The sequence below is a fragment of the Aeromonas sp. D3 genome (genome assembly GCF_027705025.1).
GTDB classification, from domain to species: domain Bacteria; phylum Pseudomonadota; class Gammaproteobacteria; order Enterobacterales; family Aeromonadaceae; genus Aeromonas; species Aeromonas salmonicida.
Genome location: NZ_JAPDBE010000026.1, coordinates 24,292 through 41,958 on the forward strand (window position 1 = coordinate 24,292; position 17,667 = coordinate 41,958).

16 protein-coding genes and 1 pseudogene are annotated in these 17,667 nt (G+C 61.6%); 8 read left to right on the forward strand and 9 right to left on the reverse strand.

The genetic code is table 11. From position 1 onward, the window contains the following. Positions 1-92: 92 nt before the first annotated feature. On the reverse strand, positions 93-569 hold the full coding sequence (locus OKC28_RS15020; protein ID WP_005318665.1) for an Lrp/AsnC family transcriptional regulator: 477 nt from the start codon (positions 567-569) through the stop codon (positions 93-95). A gap of 117 nt (positions 570-686) precedes the next feature. Between OKC28_RS15020 and OKC28_RS15025 the strand changes: the two genes are divergently transcribed. Next, on the forward strand, positions 687-905 hold the full coding sequence (locus tag OKC28_RS15025; protein ID WP_125599764.1) for a hypothetical protein: 219 nt from the start codon (positions 687-689) through the stop codon (positions 903-905). Here the strand turns inward: OKC28_RS15025 and OKC28_RS15030 are convergent. Further along, positions 878-1,501, reverse strand: a complete 624-nt coding sequence (locus tag OKC28_RS15030) for a helix-turn-helix transcriptional regulator (RefSeq protein ID WP_087757181.1) — start codon at positions 1,499-1,501, stop codon at positions 878-880. The genes OKC28_RS15025 and OKC28_RS15030 overlap by 28 nt on opposite strands. Positions 1,502-1,684: 183 nt before the next feature. Here OKC28_RS15030 and OKC28_RS15035 point away from each other — a divergent pair, with 183 nt between their 5' ends. Continuing rightward, positions 1,685-2,923, forward strand: a complete 1,239-nt coding sequence (locus tag OKC28_RS15035; RefSeq protein ID WP_270690060.1) for an MFS transporter — start codon at positions 1,685-1,687, stop codon at positions 2,921-2,923. Between the two features lie 140 nt (positions 2,924-3,063). Continuing rightward, positions 3,064-3,885 carry a Cof-type HAD-IIB family hydrolase gene (locus OKC28_RS15040; RefSeq protein WP_270690062.1) on the forward strand — a complete coding sequence of 274 codons (822 nt, stop codon included), beginning with the start codon at positions 3,064-3,066 and terminating at the stop codon, positions 3,883-3,885. A 139-nt stretch (positions 3,886-4,024) separates the two neighbouring features. Here OKC28_RS15040 and OKC28_RS15045 read toward each other — a convergent pair whose 3' ends face one another. Further along, positions 4,025-4,588 (reverse strand): DUF2799 domain-containing protein, encoded by a 564-nt coding sequence (locus OKC28_RS15045; RefSeq protein WP_270690064.1) that lies wholly within the window; start codon positions 4,586-4,588, stop codon positions 4,025-4,027. Between the two features lie 205 nt (positions 4,589-4,793). Between OKC28_RS15045 and OKC28_RS15050 the strand changes: the two genes are divergently transcribed. Both OKC28_RS15050 and OKC28_RS15055 read left to right on the forward strand, forming a co-directional pair. Continuing rightward, positions 4,794-5,633, forward strand: coding sequence for an isopenicillin N synthase family dioxygenase (locus tag OKC28_RS15050; protein WP_270690066.1), 840 nt, complete (start codon positions 4,794-4,796; stop codon positions 5,631-5,633). Between the two features lie 213 nt (positions 5,634-5,846). Further along, positions 5,847-7,160: a sodium-dependent transporter gene (locus OKC28_RS15055; protein WP_059112883.1), complete on the forward strand. Its 1,314-nt coding sequence runs from the start codon at positions 5,847-5,849 to the stop codon at positions 7,158-7,160. On the opposite strand, the pseudogene OKC28_RS15060 reads toward OKC28_RS15055, so the two are convergent. Then, positions 7,122-7,890: pseudogene (locus OKC28_RS15060) on the reverse strand (substrate-binding periplasmic protein). The gene OKC28_RS15055 and the pseudogene OKC28_RS15060 overlap by 39 nt on opposite strands. A gap of 367 nt (positions 7,891-8,257) precedes the next feature. Between OKC28_RS15060 and OKC28_RS15065 the strand changes: the two are divergent. Continuing rightward, positions 8,258-9,571, forward strand: a complete 1,314-nt coding sequence (locus OKC28_RS15065; protein WP_096119033.1) for a sodium-dependent transporter — start codon at positions 8,258-8,260, stop codon at positions 9,569-9,571. A gap of 42 nt (positions 9,572-9,613) precedes the next feature. On the opposite strand, the gene OKC28_RS15070 is transcribed toward OKC28_RS15065, so the two are convergent. The 5 genes from OKC28_RS15070 to OKC28_RS15090 form a co-directional block, all read right to left on the reverse strand. Next, positions 9,614-11,239, reverse strand: a complete 1,626-nt coding sequence (locus tag OKC28_RS15070) for a hypothetical protein (protein WP_270690071.1) — start codon at positions 11,237-11,239, stop codon at positions 9,614-9,616. Positions 11,240-11,351: 112 nt separating this feature from the next. Beyond that, positions 11,352-12,077 carry a DUF3142 domain-containing protein gene (locus tag OKC28_RS15075; protein ID WP_270690074.1) on the reverse strand — a complete coding sequence of 242 codons (726 nt, stop codon included), beginning with the start codon at positions 12,075-12,077 and terminating at the stop codon, positions 11,352-11,354. After that, on the reverse strand, positions 12,047-14,107 hold the full coding sequence (locus OKC28_RS15080; protein ID WP_270690076.1) for a hypothetical protein: 2,061 nt from the start codon (positions 14,105-14,107) through the stop codon (positions 12,047-12,049). Before OKC28_RS15080 ends, OKC28_RS15075 begins: the two co-directional genes overlap by 31 nt. Before the next feature lie 111 nt (positions 14,108-14,218). Continuing rightward, a complete protein-coding gene (locus OKC28_RS15085; protein WP_270690078.1) occupies positions 14,219-14,683 on the reverse strand; it encodes a hypothetical protein in 465 nt (154 codons plus the stop codon). Positions 14,684-14,750: 67 nt separating this feature from the next. Continuing rightward, a complete protein-coding gene (locus OKC28_RS15090) occupies positions 14,751-16,127 on the reverse strand; it encodes an aminotransferase-like domain-containing protein (RefSeq protein WP_270690080.1) in 1,377 nt (458 codons plus the stop codon). Positions 16,128-16,243: 116 nt separating this feature from the next. Here OKC28_RS15090 and OKC28_RS15095 point away from each other — a divergent pair, with 116 nt between their 5' ends. Beyond that, positions 16,244-16,840 (forward strand): LysE family translocator, encoded by a 597-nt coding sequence (locus OKC28_RS15095; RefSeq protein ID WP_005318697.1) that lies wholly within the window; start codon positions 16,244-16,246, stop codon positions 16,838-16,840. Between the two features lie 115 nt (positions 16,841-16,955). Further along, positions 16,956-17,546 (forward strand): LysE family translocator, encoded by a 591-nt coding sequence (locus tag OKC28_RS15100; protein WP_021139498.1) that lies wholly within the window; start codon positions 16,956-16,958, stop codon positions 17,544-17,546. The last annotated feature ends 121 nt before the right edge of the window (positions 17,547-17,667 follow it).

A 17,667-nucleotide genomic window follows, 5' to 3' on the forward strand; every position in this document is an offset into this window, starting at 1 on the left:
CCCGGGGCCTCCTCTCTTCGTCAGGTGTCTCTCATGCTCCAATCCGCCTCACCTCGCGTATCGAGGTGGACACATGGCGGCAGGCTGATCCCTTACCCCAGATGGTTCAGCGGCAGTGCCGTCTTGTGCTTGATGCGGCGCAGCACAAAGCTGGAACGGACGCCGGTCACGCCCGGTATGTGGGTCAGCTTGTCCAGCAGGAAGTGCTGGTAGTGCTCCATGTCCCTCACCACTACCTTGAGCTGATAGTCGGCATCGTTGCCCGTGATGAGGTCGCACTCCAGCACTTCGGGCAGCTCCTTGATGGCCTTGTCGAAGTTCTCGAACCGTTCCGGCGTGTGTCTGTCCATGGAGATATGGATATAAGCGGTGAGGGTGAGCCCCAGCTGGCGGGCGTTGAGCAGGGTGACGTGGGTATCGATGAGACCGGCATCCTCCAGCGCCTTGACCCGGCGGGAGCAGGGGGAGGGGGAGAGCCCGACCAGCTCGGCCAGCTCCAGGTTGCTGATGCGGCCATTCTCCTGCATCAACTCCAGAATATGCCTGTCTATGCGATCAAGTTTCAGCATTCTCCGTTCCTCGTTGCAATTATTAATTCACTTTTCCTAGATTAAGGGTGAACTATTGCAAAAACAACTGGAAATACATGCTACTTCGCAACCACTCACCGCACCGGGAGGGATACTATGGTTGCATCTTCCGGTGGCAAGACAGATACCCAACCCGGTCTCTGTGGTGAAGGACCTTACCGGGTCACACACCCCATCAGCCGTCCGACCTTATCGGGAAACGACGGGCTGGAACGAGAGCACCTCCTCCCCGAAGGCAACAAAGCAGGCATCCCGGCGCCTGCTTTGTTGTTTCTGGCATTCGGCGATCACGGGGTCGGCGGCGTGATGCGGTAGAGGCAGCGGTGATCCCCGTCCAGCAGGTATTGTTCCCGCTCCACCCTGGCCGGTGCCAGCAACTGGCGAAACATCTCCAGCTCGCTGCGACAAAACCCCCGACAGGCCCGCGCCGCGGCGCAGATGGGGCAGTGGCTCTCCCATAGCAACCAGCTGCCGTCCTCCTCCTGGCGCATATCTGCCATATAGCCCTCGCGCGTGCGCTGCTCTTTCAACGTGGCCAGCCTGTCTGCCAGCGCAGGCTGAGTCAGCTGTGCCTGATAACGGCCCAGCTGTTGCTGCTCACGCTGCTGGATCAGTCGCTCCATGCCCACCTCGCCAAACAGCTGCTGGATATTGTCGATAAGCTGCAAGGTCAGTTCGCTGTGGGTATCGGGGAAGCGCTGCCAGGCCTGTTCGGTCAGATGCCACAGGCGCACGGGACGGCCACGGCCGCGCGCTTCATCGCTAAAACCCACCCAGCCGTCGGATTCCAGCGCGATCAGATGCTGGCGGGCGCCCATGGAGGTCATCTGCAACTGCTCCCCCAGCGCGGCTGCGCTCTGGGGGCCGTGACTCTTGAGCAGAAACAGTATCTTGTCGGTGCTGGCGTTCATTGAGGGCTTCCCGTTATCGGCAGGTGCGCCAAGGATCCAAGGTATCGGAGGAGGATCTTGTCAGTACGGATGTTCATGGGGTCATTATGGATAGCGGCCATTTTTAAATCAACAATTCACTTTACTTAATGATGCACCTTGCTCAGTATAAATAAATCAATAACTTTATTTAATGAGGCGGACATGGAAGGGATCAAGGGGCAGGCGACCCTCTGGGTATTGGTGATGACGGTGATACTGGCTATAGCGGGCTTCAGCCTGCCCTCGCCCGTGCTGGCGCCACTGATGCTGGATCCGGCGCAGGGCATGTTGACGCCACAGGCATCTGACTGGAGTCGCAAGGTGTGGCTGGGGGTCATTATGGGGCTCTACCCGCTGTTTCAGCTGGTGGGATCCCCCAGGCTGGGCAGACTCTCGGACCGCCACGGCCGTAAACCGATCCTGATGCTCTGTCTGATCGGCGTGCTGGCAGGGTATGCCCTGATGGCGTTGGGGATCGTCTGGCGATCCTTGCCACTGTTGTTGCTGAGTCGGGTGGTGGAGGGATTCTTCAATGGCAACATCGCCATCGTGCAGGCCATGGCGGCTGATATGAGCACCACTAAGACCAAGACCCGCAACTTCGCCTGGATCAACATAGGCATGAACCTGGGCTGGGTAGTAGGGCCGATGATAGGAGGTTATGCGGCCGTGGTATCGGGGGATTACAGTCTGGCCGCCTGGCTGGCGGTGGCCATGACCCTGGTCAACCTGTTGCTGGTGCTCTGGTTGTTGCCCAATAAGGCCCCGGTTTCTCCCAGCCAGCAGGCGCCGTCGCTCTCTTCTCGTCAGCTCTTGCTGCAACCGGCTCTGTTGCCCTATTTCGTGCTGACCCTGCTCAGCTACGGCGCTGTGCAGCTCTATTTCACCTATTTCAACGTCTGGCTGGTGGAACGGCTGGCCTGGGATCCGGCCCAGTTGGCGCAGGCCTCGGTACTGGTGAGCCTTCCGATGATGGCGGGCTCCTGGCTAGGTGCTAGGTTCGCTCACCACTGGCGCGGCAGCAGCCTGGGGGTCGTCGGTCATCTATTGATGGCGGCGGGCATGTTGCTCTTTATCCTGCCCAGCCACTGGTGGGGGTTGGCACTCACCTTCATTCCAGCAGGGATCGGCATGAGCCTGGGGGTGCTGGCCATTTCAGTGGCCATCTCCAATCGCAGCCATGCCGAGCAGCAGGGGCAGGCGATGGGGCTCTACCGTGGGCTGAATGTGGCCGGCTCAATCCTGGCGGTCGTAGTGGGTAGTCTGGCATTGCTGGCAGGGACAGAGTGGCCCTTCTATCTGGCTGCCCTCTCAGGTGTGATCTGTGCCATCGGTTTCTACGGTCTGCGCAAACGGGCCGATCGACGCCAGCGTCTGGCGAGCTGTGCCGAGCCGGGTTGAGGAGCCGTGGACGGGAGGGACTTGCCGTGTGCCCCGGTCAGATCACAGATTGGGGGCCCGGTCCCTGACAGGGCTTGCATCGGGGCGCCGGCTCTGGGACGGTAAGGCTCTTTGCTGATTTGTTTGAGGCTGGAGGAGCTATGAGTGAGTACAAGGCCATCGCACTGGACATGGATGGCACCCTGCTGACCCGGGATCACAAGATCTCGTCTGCGACCCGAGCGGCGCTGGCCCAGGCGCGGGCCCACGGCATCAAGGTGTTGCTGGTGACGGGTCGCCACTTCATGACGGCGCGCCCCTTCCATCACGAGCTGGCCCTCGATACCCCCATCATCTGCAGCAACGGCGCCTACCTCTATGATCCGGTGCAGGAGAGGATCCTGGCGGGGGATCCGCTGGCGGTGGCCCCGCTCACCGAGCTGTTGGCTCAGGTCGAGGCGCAGCAGATGGGGGCCCTGTTCCACCTTAGCGAAGGGATCGGCCATATCGGCTGCGAGGATCACATCACCCGGATGCGCCACTGGTCGGCAAACCAGCCGGATCATCTCAAGATCTCCCTGCTGCCTGCGGACGATCTGGCGAGCTGGCTGAAAAATCCGATCTGGAAGCTGGAGCTGTTCAACCAGGATCCTGCCCTGCTGCATCAGTTCATGGGGGAGGTGGTCGAGGCCATGCCCTTTACCCGTGACTGGGCGGCGCCTTATGCGGTGGAGCTGGTGCAACCGGGGTGCAGCAAGGGCAACCGGCTGGCCCTGTGGGCCGAGAGCGAGGGGATTGCGATGGAAAACGTGGTGGCGTTTGGTGACAACAACAACGACATCAGTATGTTCGAGCAGGTAGGGCTGGCGGTTGCCATGAGCAATGCCGCCGCCCATGTGCAGGCCCATGCCGACCTGGTGACCGCCGATCACAATGAAGACGGGATCGCACTGGCGCTGCAGCGCTGGGTGCTGCCCTCGTAAGGATCCGTGGCCAGAGGAAAGGGGCCATCTAGGCCGGGAAATAGCCCGGATGGCCTTTTCTTTTCGCATCCATGCCGAAAGAGAAGGGGATCGCCCGGGCCGGGAGGAGGTTCCGGCTGTACTCGGTGCAGCCCGAGTCTTAATTGCCGAAAGAGAACTGGATCACCCGGTCAGGGAAGCGGATCCGGTTGTAGTCTCGGCGCAGTCCCTCGTAATGACGGATGGCCCGCTCTCGTTTGGCGCGGTAGTAGTCGCGCTGCTTGCTGTCGTTTTCGTTGCGGATCTGGCGCTCCAGCTGTTCGATATCCCGTTCTGTCTGCTGCAAGTCGCTCTTGATCTCGCTGAGCTGCTTCTCCAGCAGGTACTCCTTGCGACCACGATCGTACTGGGTGAGGAAGCTGGCATCGTTGGGACAGACACCCAGATACTCATGACCTGACTTGGCCTTGCTGTAGGCCAGTTCAGGAATGCAGTAGAGCTCAAGCCCCTTGGCATAGCCCCGTTTCCACTCGGCTTCATCCACCTTGAGGCCGTACTCGCCACAGGTCGAGACATAGTCACGGGTTGCCTGACGGGTCTTGCCCTGCTCCCCATCCTGATAGCCCAGGTTGTACCAGCTCATGGCACGGCACTCCTCTTCCGACAGCGAGCTGCAACCGGCGAGCAGAAAAGGCAGGGTCAGCAACAGGATCTTGGGGGACATAAACGGGCTCCAGCGTGGATGATGGAGGCATTCTAGTGAGGATGCGGGGTCAGGACAAGGGAGGATCTCGGGTCTTGGCTGGTGCCGTTTTTTGACGTTTTTGTCACTATTTGCGACCGGCTGGGGCGGGAGGGGCGGTTCACTTTCCTTGTGGTCATGGGCGAGGTAAACTGCGCCATCTTTTAACTGGTGCGTAACAAAAACAATGAAAGTCCTGACCGTCGATTACCGCTCGCACGATGCGGCGCAGCGCTTCACCGAATCCCTGCGTACCACGGGCTTCGGGGTATTGACCCACCACCCCATCCCGAAAGAGCTGGTGCAGTCCATCTATGACAACTGGTATCGCTTCTTCATGAGCGAACAGAAGCAGGATTTCCTGTTCAACCGCGAGACCCAGGACGGCTACTTCCCGCCGTCTGTTTCCGAGGTGGCCAAGGGTCACAGCCAAAAGGACATCAAGGAGTACTTCCACCTCTATCCCTGGGGCCAGATGCCGGAAGCGCTCAGGGAGCAGGCGATGGAGTACTATCGCCTCGCCAACGATCTGGCCGCCGAGCTGCTGGGCTGGGTGGAGCAATACACCCCGAGCGACATCGCCGCTCACTACAGCTGCCCGCTATCTTCCATGATTGAAGAGAGCCAGAAGACACTGCTGCGGGTGCTACACTATCCGCCGTTCGACGGCACCGAAGCGCCGGGTGCCATCCGCGCCGCCGCCCACGAGGACATCAACCTGCTGACCATTCTGCCTGCCGCCAACGAGCCGGGCCTGCAGGTGAAGGGAGCCGATGGGGAGTGGATGGATGTGCCCTGCGATTTTGGCACCCTCATCATCAACATCGGTGACATGCTGCAGGAGGCCTCTCGCGGCTACTACCCCTCCACCACCCACCGCGTCATCAACCCGACCGGCGGCAGCGCCGCTAAGTCCCGCATCTCCCTGCCGCTGTTCCTTCACCCGCGGCCGGATGTGGTGCTCTCCGAGCGTCATACCGCCCACAGCTACCTGATGGAGCGACTGCGGGAACTGGGGGTTATCTAGGCGCTCAATGCGAGTCCATGACAGTCAAAACCGGAGCAAAAATGCTCCGGTTTTTATTTTTCGGCACGATAACGCGTAAAACTGAATATTATTAGGTAATGATGCCAATAAATCGTTTTTTAGCCCGATAAGCGGCGTTGTGATTGCGTGGCCTTGACCGTACTCTGAGCGCCGTTTTGGGCCCAGCTCGTGGGCACCTGTATTGGAGTTCTTATGAAGCAGTCCCAATGGTCATCCCGGCTTGGTTATATTCTGGCCGCCGCAGGCTCCGCCGTCGGTCTCGGCGCTATCTGGAAGTTTCCCTACGTGACCGCCGCCAATGGTGGCGGTGCCTTCCTGCTGGTCTTTTTGCTGTTCAGTTTCACCCTGGGGGTGGCGGTGCTGATGGGAGAGACACTGCTCGGCAGCATGAGCCGCCGTGGTGTGGTGGGGGCGTTTAGCGCCCTGATGGGCAAGCGCTGGCGCTGGGTCGGGGCCATGGGCCTGCTCTGCAGCCTGCTTATCTTCAGTTTCTACAGCGTGGTGGGCGGCTGGACCCTGGGCTACACCGGCATGGCGCTGGCCGGTAGCCTGCAGCATGGGGATGGCGCCGCCCTGACCGCCCGCTTCAACGACTATGTCGGCGATCCGCTCTGGCCCGTGTTGACCCACCTGCTGTTTGCCGCCCTCACCTGGTGGTTCGTGCAGGGGGGCGTGCAGCAGGGGGTGGAGCGTACTTTGCGCTGGATGATGCCGGCCCTGTTCATCATGATACTGCTGCTGGTGGCCTTCGGTCTTACCCTGCCCAATGCCATGGCCGGGGTACGCCACTTCCTGATGCCGGACTTCAGCAAGCTCGGCATGTCCGGCGTGCTCGATGCCATGGGGCTGGCCTTCTTCTCCCTCTCCATCGGACTCGGCATTCACACCACTTATGGTGCCTACTTGCCTTCCAGCGAAGGGGTAGGTCGTTCCAGCCTCTGGGTGGTACTGCTGGCGAGCCTCATCGCCGTACTGGCGGGCTTGATGATTTTCCCCGTGCTGGCGGCGACCGGCATAGATCCCGCCTCCGGCCCGGGTCTCACCTTCATGACGATGCCGGCGGTGTTCCAGCAGTTGCCGTTTGGTCAGGGACTGGCGGTGATCTTCTTCTCCCTGCTGGTGGTGGCGGCGCTCTCTTCGGCCATCTCGCTGCTGGAGCATCTGCAGTGCTTCATCTGCGAGAGTCTGGGCTGGTCACGCCGCGCGGCCTGCAGCCTCATTACTCTGCTGGTGATGGTGAACGGTATTCCCGTCAGCCTGTCGTTCGGCCCCTGGGCGGATGTGACCCTGTTTGGCAAGAACATCTTCGAGCTGCTGGATTTTGTCACCTCCAACCTGATGATGCCTATGTTCGGGCTGGCGCTCACCCTGTTGCTGGGGTGGAAGCTGGGTCAGCGAGCCTTGCCCCAGGGCTTGGCGCAGCACTGGCGGACCCTGGTGATGGGCTGCTGGCGCTGGCTGGCACCCTTATTGATCGGCGGGATCCTGTTGCGCGGCTTGATGTGAGGTTCGATCTTGATGGGGGGGCAGCATGCCCCTCCCACTTTTCAACCTGACCTTGTCGAGCGCGGACTGCCAACGGGCTATGACGGCATCATCCTGATCCCTGGAAAAGGCGAGGTAGAGCCATGACTCATGAAGCACTACCCCCCGAGTTTGTCACGCTGCGATGTGATAACCCTCGCTGTTCCAAGGTGGCATCCAGCATCATTTCGCCTACCGGAAATGCATCAATTTTGCCCAGCACCAAGCGTTGCAAGGCTTCCTCAACCGATTGGTAGCGCACCAGATTGGTATATCCCTCGCGGGTGAGTCGTTCGTCATCGGCATTACCGAGCACAACCCCGACCCTTGGCAAATGACGCAAGTCGTCGAGGCTCTTCAGTTTGTGTCTGGGTGACGGGGGCTGATAGATGATCACTTTGCTCCGAAACAGTGGTCCTACCCATTTAAAGAAGGGCTCTCTCTCGGGTGCCCACTGGGTAACAAACAGTGCATATCCCGGCTCCAGTCTGGTCAGTGCCAGGGCCCGTTTGAAGGGGTAAATCCGGATGGGATACGTTTCTCCCAGTTCATCTTGAATTTGCTGGAGCAGGCGAACGGCGAGCCCGTCGAGCTTGTCATCATGGTGATGAGTGAAGGGGACGAGTTCATGGCTGAGCAGGGTCAGCGAGGGTTGTGCCGACAGTGTCAGGCTGAGGCTGAAGAGTGCTCCGATGAGCAGAGTTCGTTTCATGCACTGTCCTGTTTCATATGCTGAATCAAGTGGCCGCAGGGGTGACATTATCATGGTCAACAGGGCATCCCTGATTGATAAATATAGGGTTTTCAATGGAAGTTGAAAATTTTTATTTCTCATTGTGTCAATTTTTCTTGCCATGGTTTAGGCTGTGGCTCCTTTTTGGCGTTCAGGTCATCCTATTCATGTCACCCGTTTTCGCGCTGTCAGGCCGATTTTGCAGCTCCCAGGAGAGGTGACCTTGCACGCGCAGTTTGTCTGAATGTTCATTGCAAAGGTCGCCGCCAGGCGGCCTTTTTTGTGGTTACCCGTTTGATGTTTACCCATGGAGTATCGATGTGATGTTGTGTTCCCCGGAGGTTGTATGAGCCAGGTTCAGTGGTCTTCCCGTCTCGGTCATGTGCTGGCGGCGGCCGGTACGGCGATCGGCCTTGGCGCCATCTGGAAGTTTCCCTATGTGACGGCCACCAATGGTGGCGGTGCCTTCCTGCTGGTGTTCCTGCTGTTCAGCTTCACCCTGGGGGTAGCCGTACTGGTAGGGGAGACATTGCTCGGCAGCCGCAGTCAGCGTGGTGTGCTCGGTGCCTTTCACAAGCTGGTTGGCCCGAACTGGCGCTGGATGGGCTACATGGGGATATTGTGCGGCTTCTTCATCTACAGCTTCTACAGTGTGGTGGGCGGCTGGACCGTGGGGTATGCGGCGCTGGCGGTGGCGGGCAAGCTCAACCTGAGCGAGGGCAGCGCCCTCACCGCCCTGTTCAACGGTTATGTCAGTGACCCCTGGTGGCCCGTGCTGACTCATCTGGTCTTTGCCGGACTGACCTGGTGGTTCGTGCAGGGTGGCATTCAGAAAGGGGTGGAGCGGGCACTGCGCTGGATGATGCCGGCGCTGTTCATCATGATGTTGCTGCTGGTGGGGGTGGGTCTCTCCATGCCGGGTTCCATGGCCGGGGTACGTCAGTTGCTGGTGCCGGACTTCTCCATGCTGACCGGCCAGAGCGTGCTGGATGCGCTGGGGCTGGCTTTCTTCTCCCTCTCCATTGGCCTCGGGGTGCATACCACCTATGGTGCCTACCTGCCGAGCAGCGAAGGTGTGCTGCGCTCCGGTGTCTGGGTGGTGACGCTGGCGAGCCTTATCTCCGTGCTGGCGGGTCTGATGATTTTCCCGGCGCTGGCCTCGACCGGTATCGATCCCACTGCCGGTCCCGGCCTCACCTTCATGACAATGCCCGCCGTGTTCAGTCATCTGCCGTTCGGTCAGGGACTGGGAGTGGTCTTCTTCCTGCTGCTGCTGGTGGCGGCACTCTCCTCCTCCATCTCCATGCTGGAGCATCTGGTGCGTTTCACCACGGAGGAGTGGGGCTGGTCACGGCGTGGTGCCTGCCGGGTGCTGACCCTGCTCATCATGGTGTCAGGTATTCCGGTCAGCCTCTCATTCGGCCTCTGGAGCGAGCTGACCCTGTTTGGCAAGACCATCTTCGACTTGCTCGATTATCTGACGTCCAACCTGATGATGCCGCTGTTCGGCCTGGTGCTGACTCTGCTGCTGGGCTGGCGACTGGGGGACACCATACTGCCCGCCGGTCTGTCACCCGTGCTGCGGCTCGGCCTGCTCTGGTGCTGGCGACTGGTCGCGCCGCTGCTGATCGCCGGTATTCTGGTGCGGGGCCTGTTTTAAGAGGGCTTCTTGCGAGGTCCGTCAGCCCGGCCATCACCGGGCTCAGTTGGGCGGGGAAGAGGATGACTTGGGGTGCAGGTGTGATCGGATCTGCAGCAAGGTCTTCTGGTACGCGTCGGCATGGTGCTCCATGAAGGTGACGCTGTGGGTCAGGCGCCGCTCCAGCCGATCAACCAGCAGTGCCACCTTGGGTGCCGGCATGCCGGCAGGCCAGCACAGCTGCAGCAACTCCAGCAGTTGCCAGGCATCCCCCGGCAGAGCCGGGAACTCTTCCTGCAGTGTCAGGGCGTATTGCACAGCGAGCTGATGCTGACCCGATACGCTGGCCCGTTGCCGCTCCTGACGCAGATAGGTCAGGCGCTGCTCACGGCGGTCCAGTTGCAGTTTCAGGTCGATGACCACCTGCTTGAACAGCTGCTGAAGCAGCGGTGATGGCGCTACTTTGGCCTGGTACTGGCCGAGTTTTGCCAGATAGCGCTGGGCATGGTGAGGCAGGCCGCAAAACTGGCTGACGGCAAAGCCGAGCAGCTGGGTGAGGTGGTTGTCTCGCGCCGTATCTGGCGGGTGTTTGGCCAGCAGCACTATGGCGTCATCGAAACGGTAATCCAGACCCAGCATAAGGGCCTGCAACAAGGCAGCCTCGTGGGCCCGCAGTGTGGTGGCCTTGCTGAGATAGTCAAACTCCTGTTGCAGGGCACTGATCCTGGCTGCCGTGGGGTAGTGCCAGAGCACGGCCAGACTGGCATTCAGGACGAAATTCTCGATAGACAGACGGAACTTGTGCTCGCTGAAAAAGCGCAGGCTGAGCGCGTTGGCCTGTTCGAGCGCCTTCCCTTCATCTTTCAGCAGCAGAGCCAGCAAGATGGCCGCCTGGCACCACTCGGGTGACCAGGACTGTTTTTGCAGCAGCTTGCCGAGTACTTCCCAGGCCGATTCCCACTGCGCTTCGTGCATCAGGCAGGCCAGCATCAGCTCCAGCTGGATTGTCGGCGGCAGCCGTTCCTGATTGTGGGTCAGGTCCTTGCGGGCGCTGTCCAGCTTGTTCAGCCCCAGCAGAGAGTGGATCAGCCCCTTGCGCGGCCACCAGGCGTCGTGTTCAGTGGTACACATGGCATAGTGCTGGGTAGCCTGGAAGTGATCCTTCTCCTGCAGCAACATATAACCCTTGACCCTGTCCAGCAGCGGGCCCAGCGCCTTGTTCTTCTGGTGCTGATAGAGCAGGTCTTCGCACAGGGAGCAGGCGAGGCGCCACTCCCTGAGCTTCATCGGTGCGGCCAAGTGGCGGGTCAGTCCGGTCAGCAACACCAGTTCGTGCAAGCAGCGCGTCAGCTGATCCGTGTTGAAGGGCATGGATAGACGCAGTGGAAAATAGAGCTCGGAAGGGGGGTAGTGGAGCAATTCATCGTCCCCATCCAGCAACAAGAGGACACAGCCAGGTTCGAGCAGGCCCAGATAGTGGGCCTCCTGCAGCAGGCGGATCCCCTCATGGGCCTGATGGCGATACTGGCGGCAGATGATGGCGTCGAACGGCTGCTGGCGCATCAGGGCGGGCAGTGTGGTGAGTTCTTTGCAATAGGTCAGTTGGGATGGCGTGACGCCATGGTCACTCAGTCCTTGGGAGAGGGCCGAGCTGAGCATGGCATCGTCTGCGATCAAAAGGATCTGCATCCTTGGCGCTCCCTTGCTGGTTCACGTTACGAAAAAGTATGGCATGGGATGGAGTCAAAAAGAGCTTTCACTATTGTCTGTAAACGGTACTCGGGTCAATACCCCGCCGGGGTCAAGGGGGTGGCGGATTGATCAGAAACACCACAGCTCCCCCATAGGCGGGGACCTGTGCCAATCTCGCTTCCCAGGCGGGATCCCACTCTCCCCCCTGCGCCAGACCCAGCTTGAATGGCAGTGTCAGCCGGTGCAGCGTCTGCAGATAGCGGGCATAGCCGGGTTCGGTATGACGGCCCCGATAGGTCTGCACCACCAGTTCGTCAACCACACCTGTCAGGGCGTTCAGCTCCCTGATGTCACCGGTGCGCGTCCAGTCCAGCAAGCCTGTGATGCTGATGGCGTAGCGAGCGGGCAACTGTTGTCGCAGCTGATGCAGGAAGTGCCCATAGTCGGCCAGCTGGTGGGTGCGGGCATCGAAATCTATCTGGACACCGCGCACTTCATTGCCTTTTCGCTGCCAGGCAGCCAGCTGGTTTTCCAGGTTCTGCAACAGGGTGTCATCCCAGTCGAGCCGCTCCACCCGATAGGCGAGCCACAGTTCGCCCACCGGCAGCTTGCTCGGCGCTATGCCCTGCCCCTGAAAGCGCAGGGGCAGGGCCGGGTCGAGGGGGCCTATTTCCCCTTGATGCAGATAGAGGCGATCTGCCTGCTGCAACACGGGTTGGGGTCTGACCCCGGCCCACAGCCAGAACTGGCGGTACTGGCTCGCCTCGACGGTTGCCCTGGCCTCGGTGCCGAGCAGCGTCAGCATCACCAGTAATATTTGAGCTGTTTTGCCCACTGGCTTGCCCCGTGTTGCTGCTTGAGGGTGTTGAACCAGGCCTTGCGCTGGCTGACGGGCAGATCCTGACTGCCGCAACCGTTGCTGCCGCTCGGGGCGTAGCAGTTGATGGCGCGATAGAGGGCGTAGGCCTTGTCGTCCTTGCCGGCTTTGGGATTGGCGATGACCTGCTGATACCAGTCGAGGCGGCTGCGCTGCTTGCCGGCAAACAGGTCCTGGCTCCCCGCCAGGGTATCGGCTCCCGGTCGATGGAGCAGGGGATCCCAATCCAGCCCTTGTGCCAGGAAAAGCTCGCCCAGGCAGTTGAGGGCTCTGGGCGTACCAGGCGCCTTGGAGAGGGTGGTGACCACCTCGGTCAGGGCCGGGCACTGATAACCCTGGCTGCCTTGCCAGTTGAACGGTGCCGCAGGGGGAGCGCCCGCCATATCTTGCAGGAAGCCCTGGTAGTCGCCATGGGTCAGCTGCTTGTAACTCAGGGTGTAACTGGCACGCTGACGCAGGGGCTCGGAGGCGGTTTCATCCCGGGCCATGCGGCGCAGCAGGGGTGCCGGTGCCACATACTCCAGCAGCGGGATGCGGTAGTGATCGCTCTTGATGGGGCTTTCCTTGGCAAACACCTGCTCCAGCTGGCCTGCCCGTTCCAGGGTCATGGCCAGGGCAAGCTGCAACAGCTGATCCTGCAAGAGGGTTGGCTGGTTGGCGAGCAGGGCGCGCCACTGCTGTTCGGCTTTGACCCACTGCTGCTGGGCGGCCAGTGCCATCCCTTTCAATACCTGCTGGCTGAAGGCCAGATTATTCAGGGGGCCGTTGGCCAGCGCAGGAGCGGCAGCGACCACGGCGGCATAATCCTTGGCGAGATAGTAGCGGCTGGACTGCTCCAGATAGGCCAGCCAGGGAGCGTGCCGGGCAAACTGGGGGGCCTGCTGGCCGATCTCGGCGGCGAGCAGCGGTTGCCACTCATCCCAGCTGTCATGGATCCGCAGCCGGCGCAGATCCTGCACCAGGGTCAGCATGGGCATGGTTGCCGAGCCTGTGAAGCCGGGTTGCATCAGCAGTTTGAGATCGATCTCGTTGACCAGATCCGGTGGGCTCTGCTGTTGGCTCGCCTGCAGATAGTGACTGGCCAGCAGCTCGTTATCCCCCTTGAACCAGGCAAGTCGACGCAACAAGCCGGTGGCGGAATCCAGATAGCGCCCCTGTGGGTAGCGGATACGGTAGTCGGTGATGAGCTGCTCGCAGCGCTGCAGCTGAGCTTGATCGATCCGGCTGCGGTCCAGGCTGCCCCAATCGTCGAAGGCGCTTTGCTGGGACTGGTTGAGGGCGACCCGGATCTTCATGTAGTCGGCCGTCTCCTTGAGCCAGGGCTGGTCCTGTTCGGCGAGGGCGGCAAACAGGGCGTCGGCTTGCGTAAACTCCCCCTGATAGAAGTGCTGGCTGGCGGTCAGGTAGTCGGCAAACCCCTTGGCGGCGGCGGACAGCGGCGCCGTCTTGCTTTCGCCCTGGGGCGTGCTTTCTGCCGCGTCCTGCGCCTGGCCGCACTGACCCAGCATGGCGAGCCGCTGGCTTGCCAGCTGGTTGCGATCGCCGGCGGTGAGGGCGGGCGTTTGCACCAGTGCCTGCAAGAAGGCCTCGGCAGAGACTGGATTGTTGCTGATGCAGCGCCCCTCGCTCCAGCTGCCGGCCCGGGTGATGGCCGCTTCAGTGGTGGCGGCCTCTATGCCGAGCGACGCGGCCAGCGCCAGCAGCGGATCCGGCCCAGCTGGCCCAGTGTCGCCAACGGCCGGGCTTATCAGCTCATCGACCCGGAATGGCAGAGGCAGCGCCCCGCCGGGCAGGGAGAAAGCCTGCTCATCGGCCAGCAGCAAGGCCAGATTGGTACGGGTGTCGTTATCGGGGGAGAGAAATGGCAGTCCGTTCAGATGGCACTGGGCTGCGGTCAGTTGCAGGGTGAGCGGCGTTTCGCAGCCATCCGGGCCACAGGCCAGCACAGGCAGGCTGCACAGCGCCAGCCACAGGGGAGTCAGTTTCATGAGGGCGGTTTCCGGCCAAGGGAGTCAAGAGAAGGGGATGGAGGCAAGCTACAAGATGTGAGGGCGCCTTTCAACTGACCATAGGGGGCGCCTGGATTGAGCAAAGGCGGTTTATTGCAGGCCGGGCCCACTGGCCGAGAAGGGGCAATCGCGCTGGTGGATCAGGCGGGAGCCCTGAGCGTCGCGTCCCTGCCAGCTGAGCGCAAGCTGGCCCAGACGACCCAGATGGCGCAACTCGAACTCATAACGCAGGCAGGGATTGTCGAGGGGCAGGGCCGTCATGCCATCCGGCAGCCGGTAGTGATAATTGAGCCGTGGCCCATCCTGCAACTGGCGACGATCGAGCCTTACTCCTGCTACCTGAGGGGAGGCGGCAACCAGATGGCGGCGCAGGCTCAAGGGGGCATCGATCGCCTTCTGGTAATGGAGGCCGTTCATGGCGGCCAGCTCCTCTTCCAGCCGTTGCAGCTCCCCCTCCAGCCCGCTCAGTGCCGTGCCCAGCTGTTGATGACCGGGCGCAGCGCAGCCCCCCAGCAGCAGGGTGACAAGCAGAAGCGAGACGCGGGTCGGGTGCATGGGCTCTCCTTTGGGCGCCCGGATCTGGGCGCCCTGGGCCGGATAATGGCTGACTGATGGTGGCTGACTATAGCAGGGGATTGGTGGGCGGCGCGGCGCGCAGCAGCTGTGCCAGTCGTTCCAGTCCCTCGGCGACACGGGCATCTGTGGCCGGTTGGCTCAGGCTCAGCCGTACCCCTTGCGGCGCCGCGAACTGGCCGGCGGCGAAGTGTTCTCCGCTCGCCACCCCGACGTCAAGGGCGTTGGCGGCCTCGGCGAATTCCTGACTGCGCCACGGCTCCGGCAATGGCAGCCAGGCGTGCATTGAGCCCGCCTGCCAGTGAGCCCCCGGCAACAGGTGGCGCAACAGCTCGCCGCGACGTGCCAGGATCTGCCGCTGCTGCTCGACCAATGGCATTATCTGGCGCTGGCTGACCAGCTTGCAGGCCAGCTCGATCAAGAGCGGGCTCACCATCCAGCTCGACAACCGCATCGCCTGGGCGAAGGCATTGCGCAGGGCGGGTGGTGCCAGCACGAAGCCGACCCTGAGCCCGCCACAGGCGATCTTGGCCAGGCTGCCCAGATAGATGACCCGCTCCGGCGCCAGGTTGACCAGGGGAGCCACCGGGATACTGGGCAGCAGGCCGTTGACGTCATCTTCGATGATCAGCAGGTCATGGTGGCGTGCGATGGCGACGACGGCCTCGCGCCGTGCCTGGCTCATGATGGCGGTGGTGGGGTTTTGCAGGGTCGGGGTGAGGTAGAGCAGCTTGGCCCGCCGCGTGCGGCAGGCAGCCTCCAGCGCGGCGGGGATCAACCCCTCCTCGTCCATCGCCAGCCCCACCACCTGGTTCTTCAGCTGGCGGGCATTGCCCAGCATGCCGGGGTAGCTGAGGCCTTCACATAAAATGGTCTCCCCCACGCAGCCGGTGGCCAGCAGAGAGAGCATGATGCCGTGCTGGGCGCCGTGGCTGAACAGCAGGCGATCCTCGCTGCCGTGCACCCCCTGCTCGGCCAGCCAGTCGATGAACAGCTGGCGCTGACCGGGCTGGCCCGCTTCCTTGTCGTAGCCGAGCAGGGCATTGAGATCCCCGTCGGCCACTTCCCCCAGCATGGGGCGAATGATGGCGGCCCTGTCCAGTTGCACTGGCAGGTTTTGCCACAGCTCGATGCGATGCCCCTCTTCCTTGCGGATCACCCACTCATTGGCCGGATCCGTGCCTGTCCCTTTGACCCAGGTGCCGTGTCCCACCTTGGCAGCCAGCAGGCCGCGCCGCTCCGCCTCGCCATAGGCACGGGTGATGGTACCGACGGTCACTCCCAGCTGATCTGCCAGGGCCCTGTGGGTCGGCAAGCGGGTCAGGGGTGGCAGGTCGCCACTGAGAATGGCCTGTTCTATGGCTTTCACCAGCTTGAGATAGAGGGGGCCATCGAAGGGGGCAAGGTCCGGGGTCCAAATTGTCATGGTGACAATAAATCCATTGATCCAAAATTGCCCTCAATATAGCGTGAAAGCCAACCTGTTCACAATCAAATACAGCACATTGTATCGATACAATGTAGCAATAAAGGAGTCACAAGATGACGATGGAATGGTATGTCACCCTGTTCGGCTTTGCCGTGCTCACCTGCGGTACGCCGGGCCCCAACAATCTGATGCTGACGGCATCTGGCGCCAACTTCGGGGTGCGCCGTACCCTGCCACACCTGACCGGCGTGGCCGTGGGTCAGCCCGTGTTGCAACTGGTCATGGCATTGGGGCTCTATCCCCTGTTCGAGAGCTGGCCTCTGCTGCGATTGGGGCTGCAGATCTTCGGCAGCCTCTATCTGCTGTGGCTGGCGTGGCGGATCGCCGTGGCCGGTGCCCCCGGTGATCCGGCCCGGCGTGCCCGTCCGTTGACCCTGCTGGAAGGGCTGGGCTTTCAGTTTCTCAATCCCAAGGCCTGGATGATGGCCATCTCCGCCATCAGTCTGTTCAGTCTGCCAGGTGCCAGTTACTGGCCTAGCCTGTGGGGGATCATGCTGGTGTTTCCGCTGGTGGGCTTCCCGGTCTGTTTTGTCTGGGTCTTGTTCGGTCACCAGTTGAGCAACTGGATCAGCACGGATCGGGGCTGGCGACGCCTCAATGGCTCCCTTGGTGTGCTGACGGCGCTTTGTGTGGTGATGCTCTGGTATTGAGCGCGTGCCGCTGGCAGGCAAGAAAGAGCCATTTCTGACTTGTCGCCACGGGGCTGGCTCTGCATATTAGAAGGCTTGCCGTATATCGGACGCTTTGTATCACCAAGAGGTTGAGATGGATCTGAACTGGTTGCTTCCCCTGGCGGGTTTTGCCCTCATTACCTGTGGCACGCCGGGCCCCAATAACATGCTGCTCACCAGTGCCGGTGCCGCCCAGGGATTTCGCCGCACTCTTCCCCTGCTGGTGGGGGTGGTGGGGGGGATCAACCTGATGATCTTGGCCACGGCGCTGGGGCTCGGGGTGATGTTTGAAAAGGTGCCGCTGCTGCATGACGGACTCAAGCTGATTGGCTCGGCCTATCTGCTCTGGCTGGCCTGGAAGGTGGCGACCGCCAGTGGCCCGGCCGAGGGCAACCGACCGCTCATTCCGGCCCATCAGGGCGCCATGCTGCAACTGCTCAACCCCAAGGCCTGGATGATGGCGCTCTCCGCCATCAGTGGCTTTACCCTGGCGGGGGAGGCTTACTGGCCCTCGGCCAGCTGGGTGCTCGGCATCTTTTTTGTGACCGGCCTGTATACCGGCGCCTTTTGGGTGCTGTTCGGTGCCCAGGTGCGCCGCCTCATCCGCACCGCCACAGGCTGGCGTCGTTTCAACCTTGGCATGGGGCTCGCCACGGCAGCCTGCGTGCTGATGATCTGGATTTAGGCGTCCAGGATCCCTTGACGTGTCGGCTCGGCCGCGACAGACGTCAACAGACCCTGGACCTTTGGCCTTACCTTCTGTCTTGTTGGCCCTTCGGGGCCTTTTTTATCTCGCTGGCAGCGCC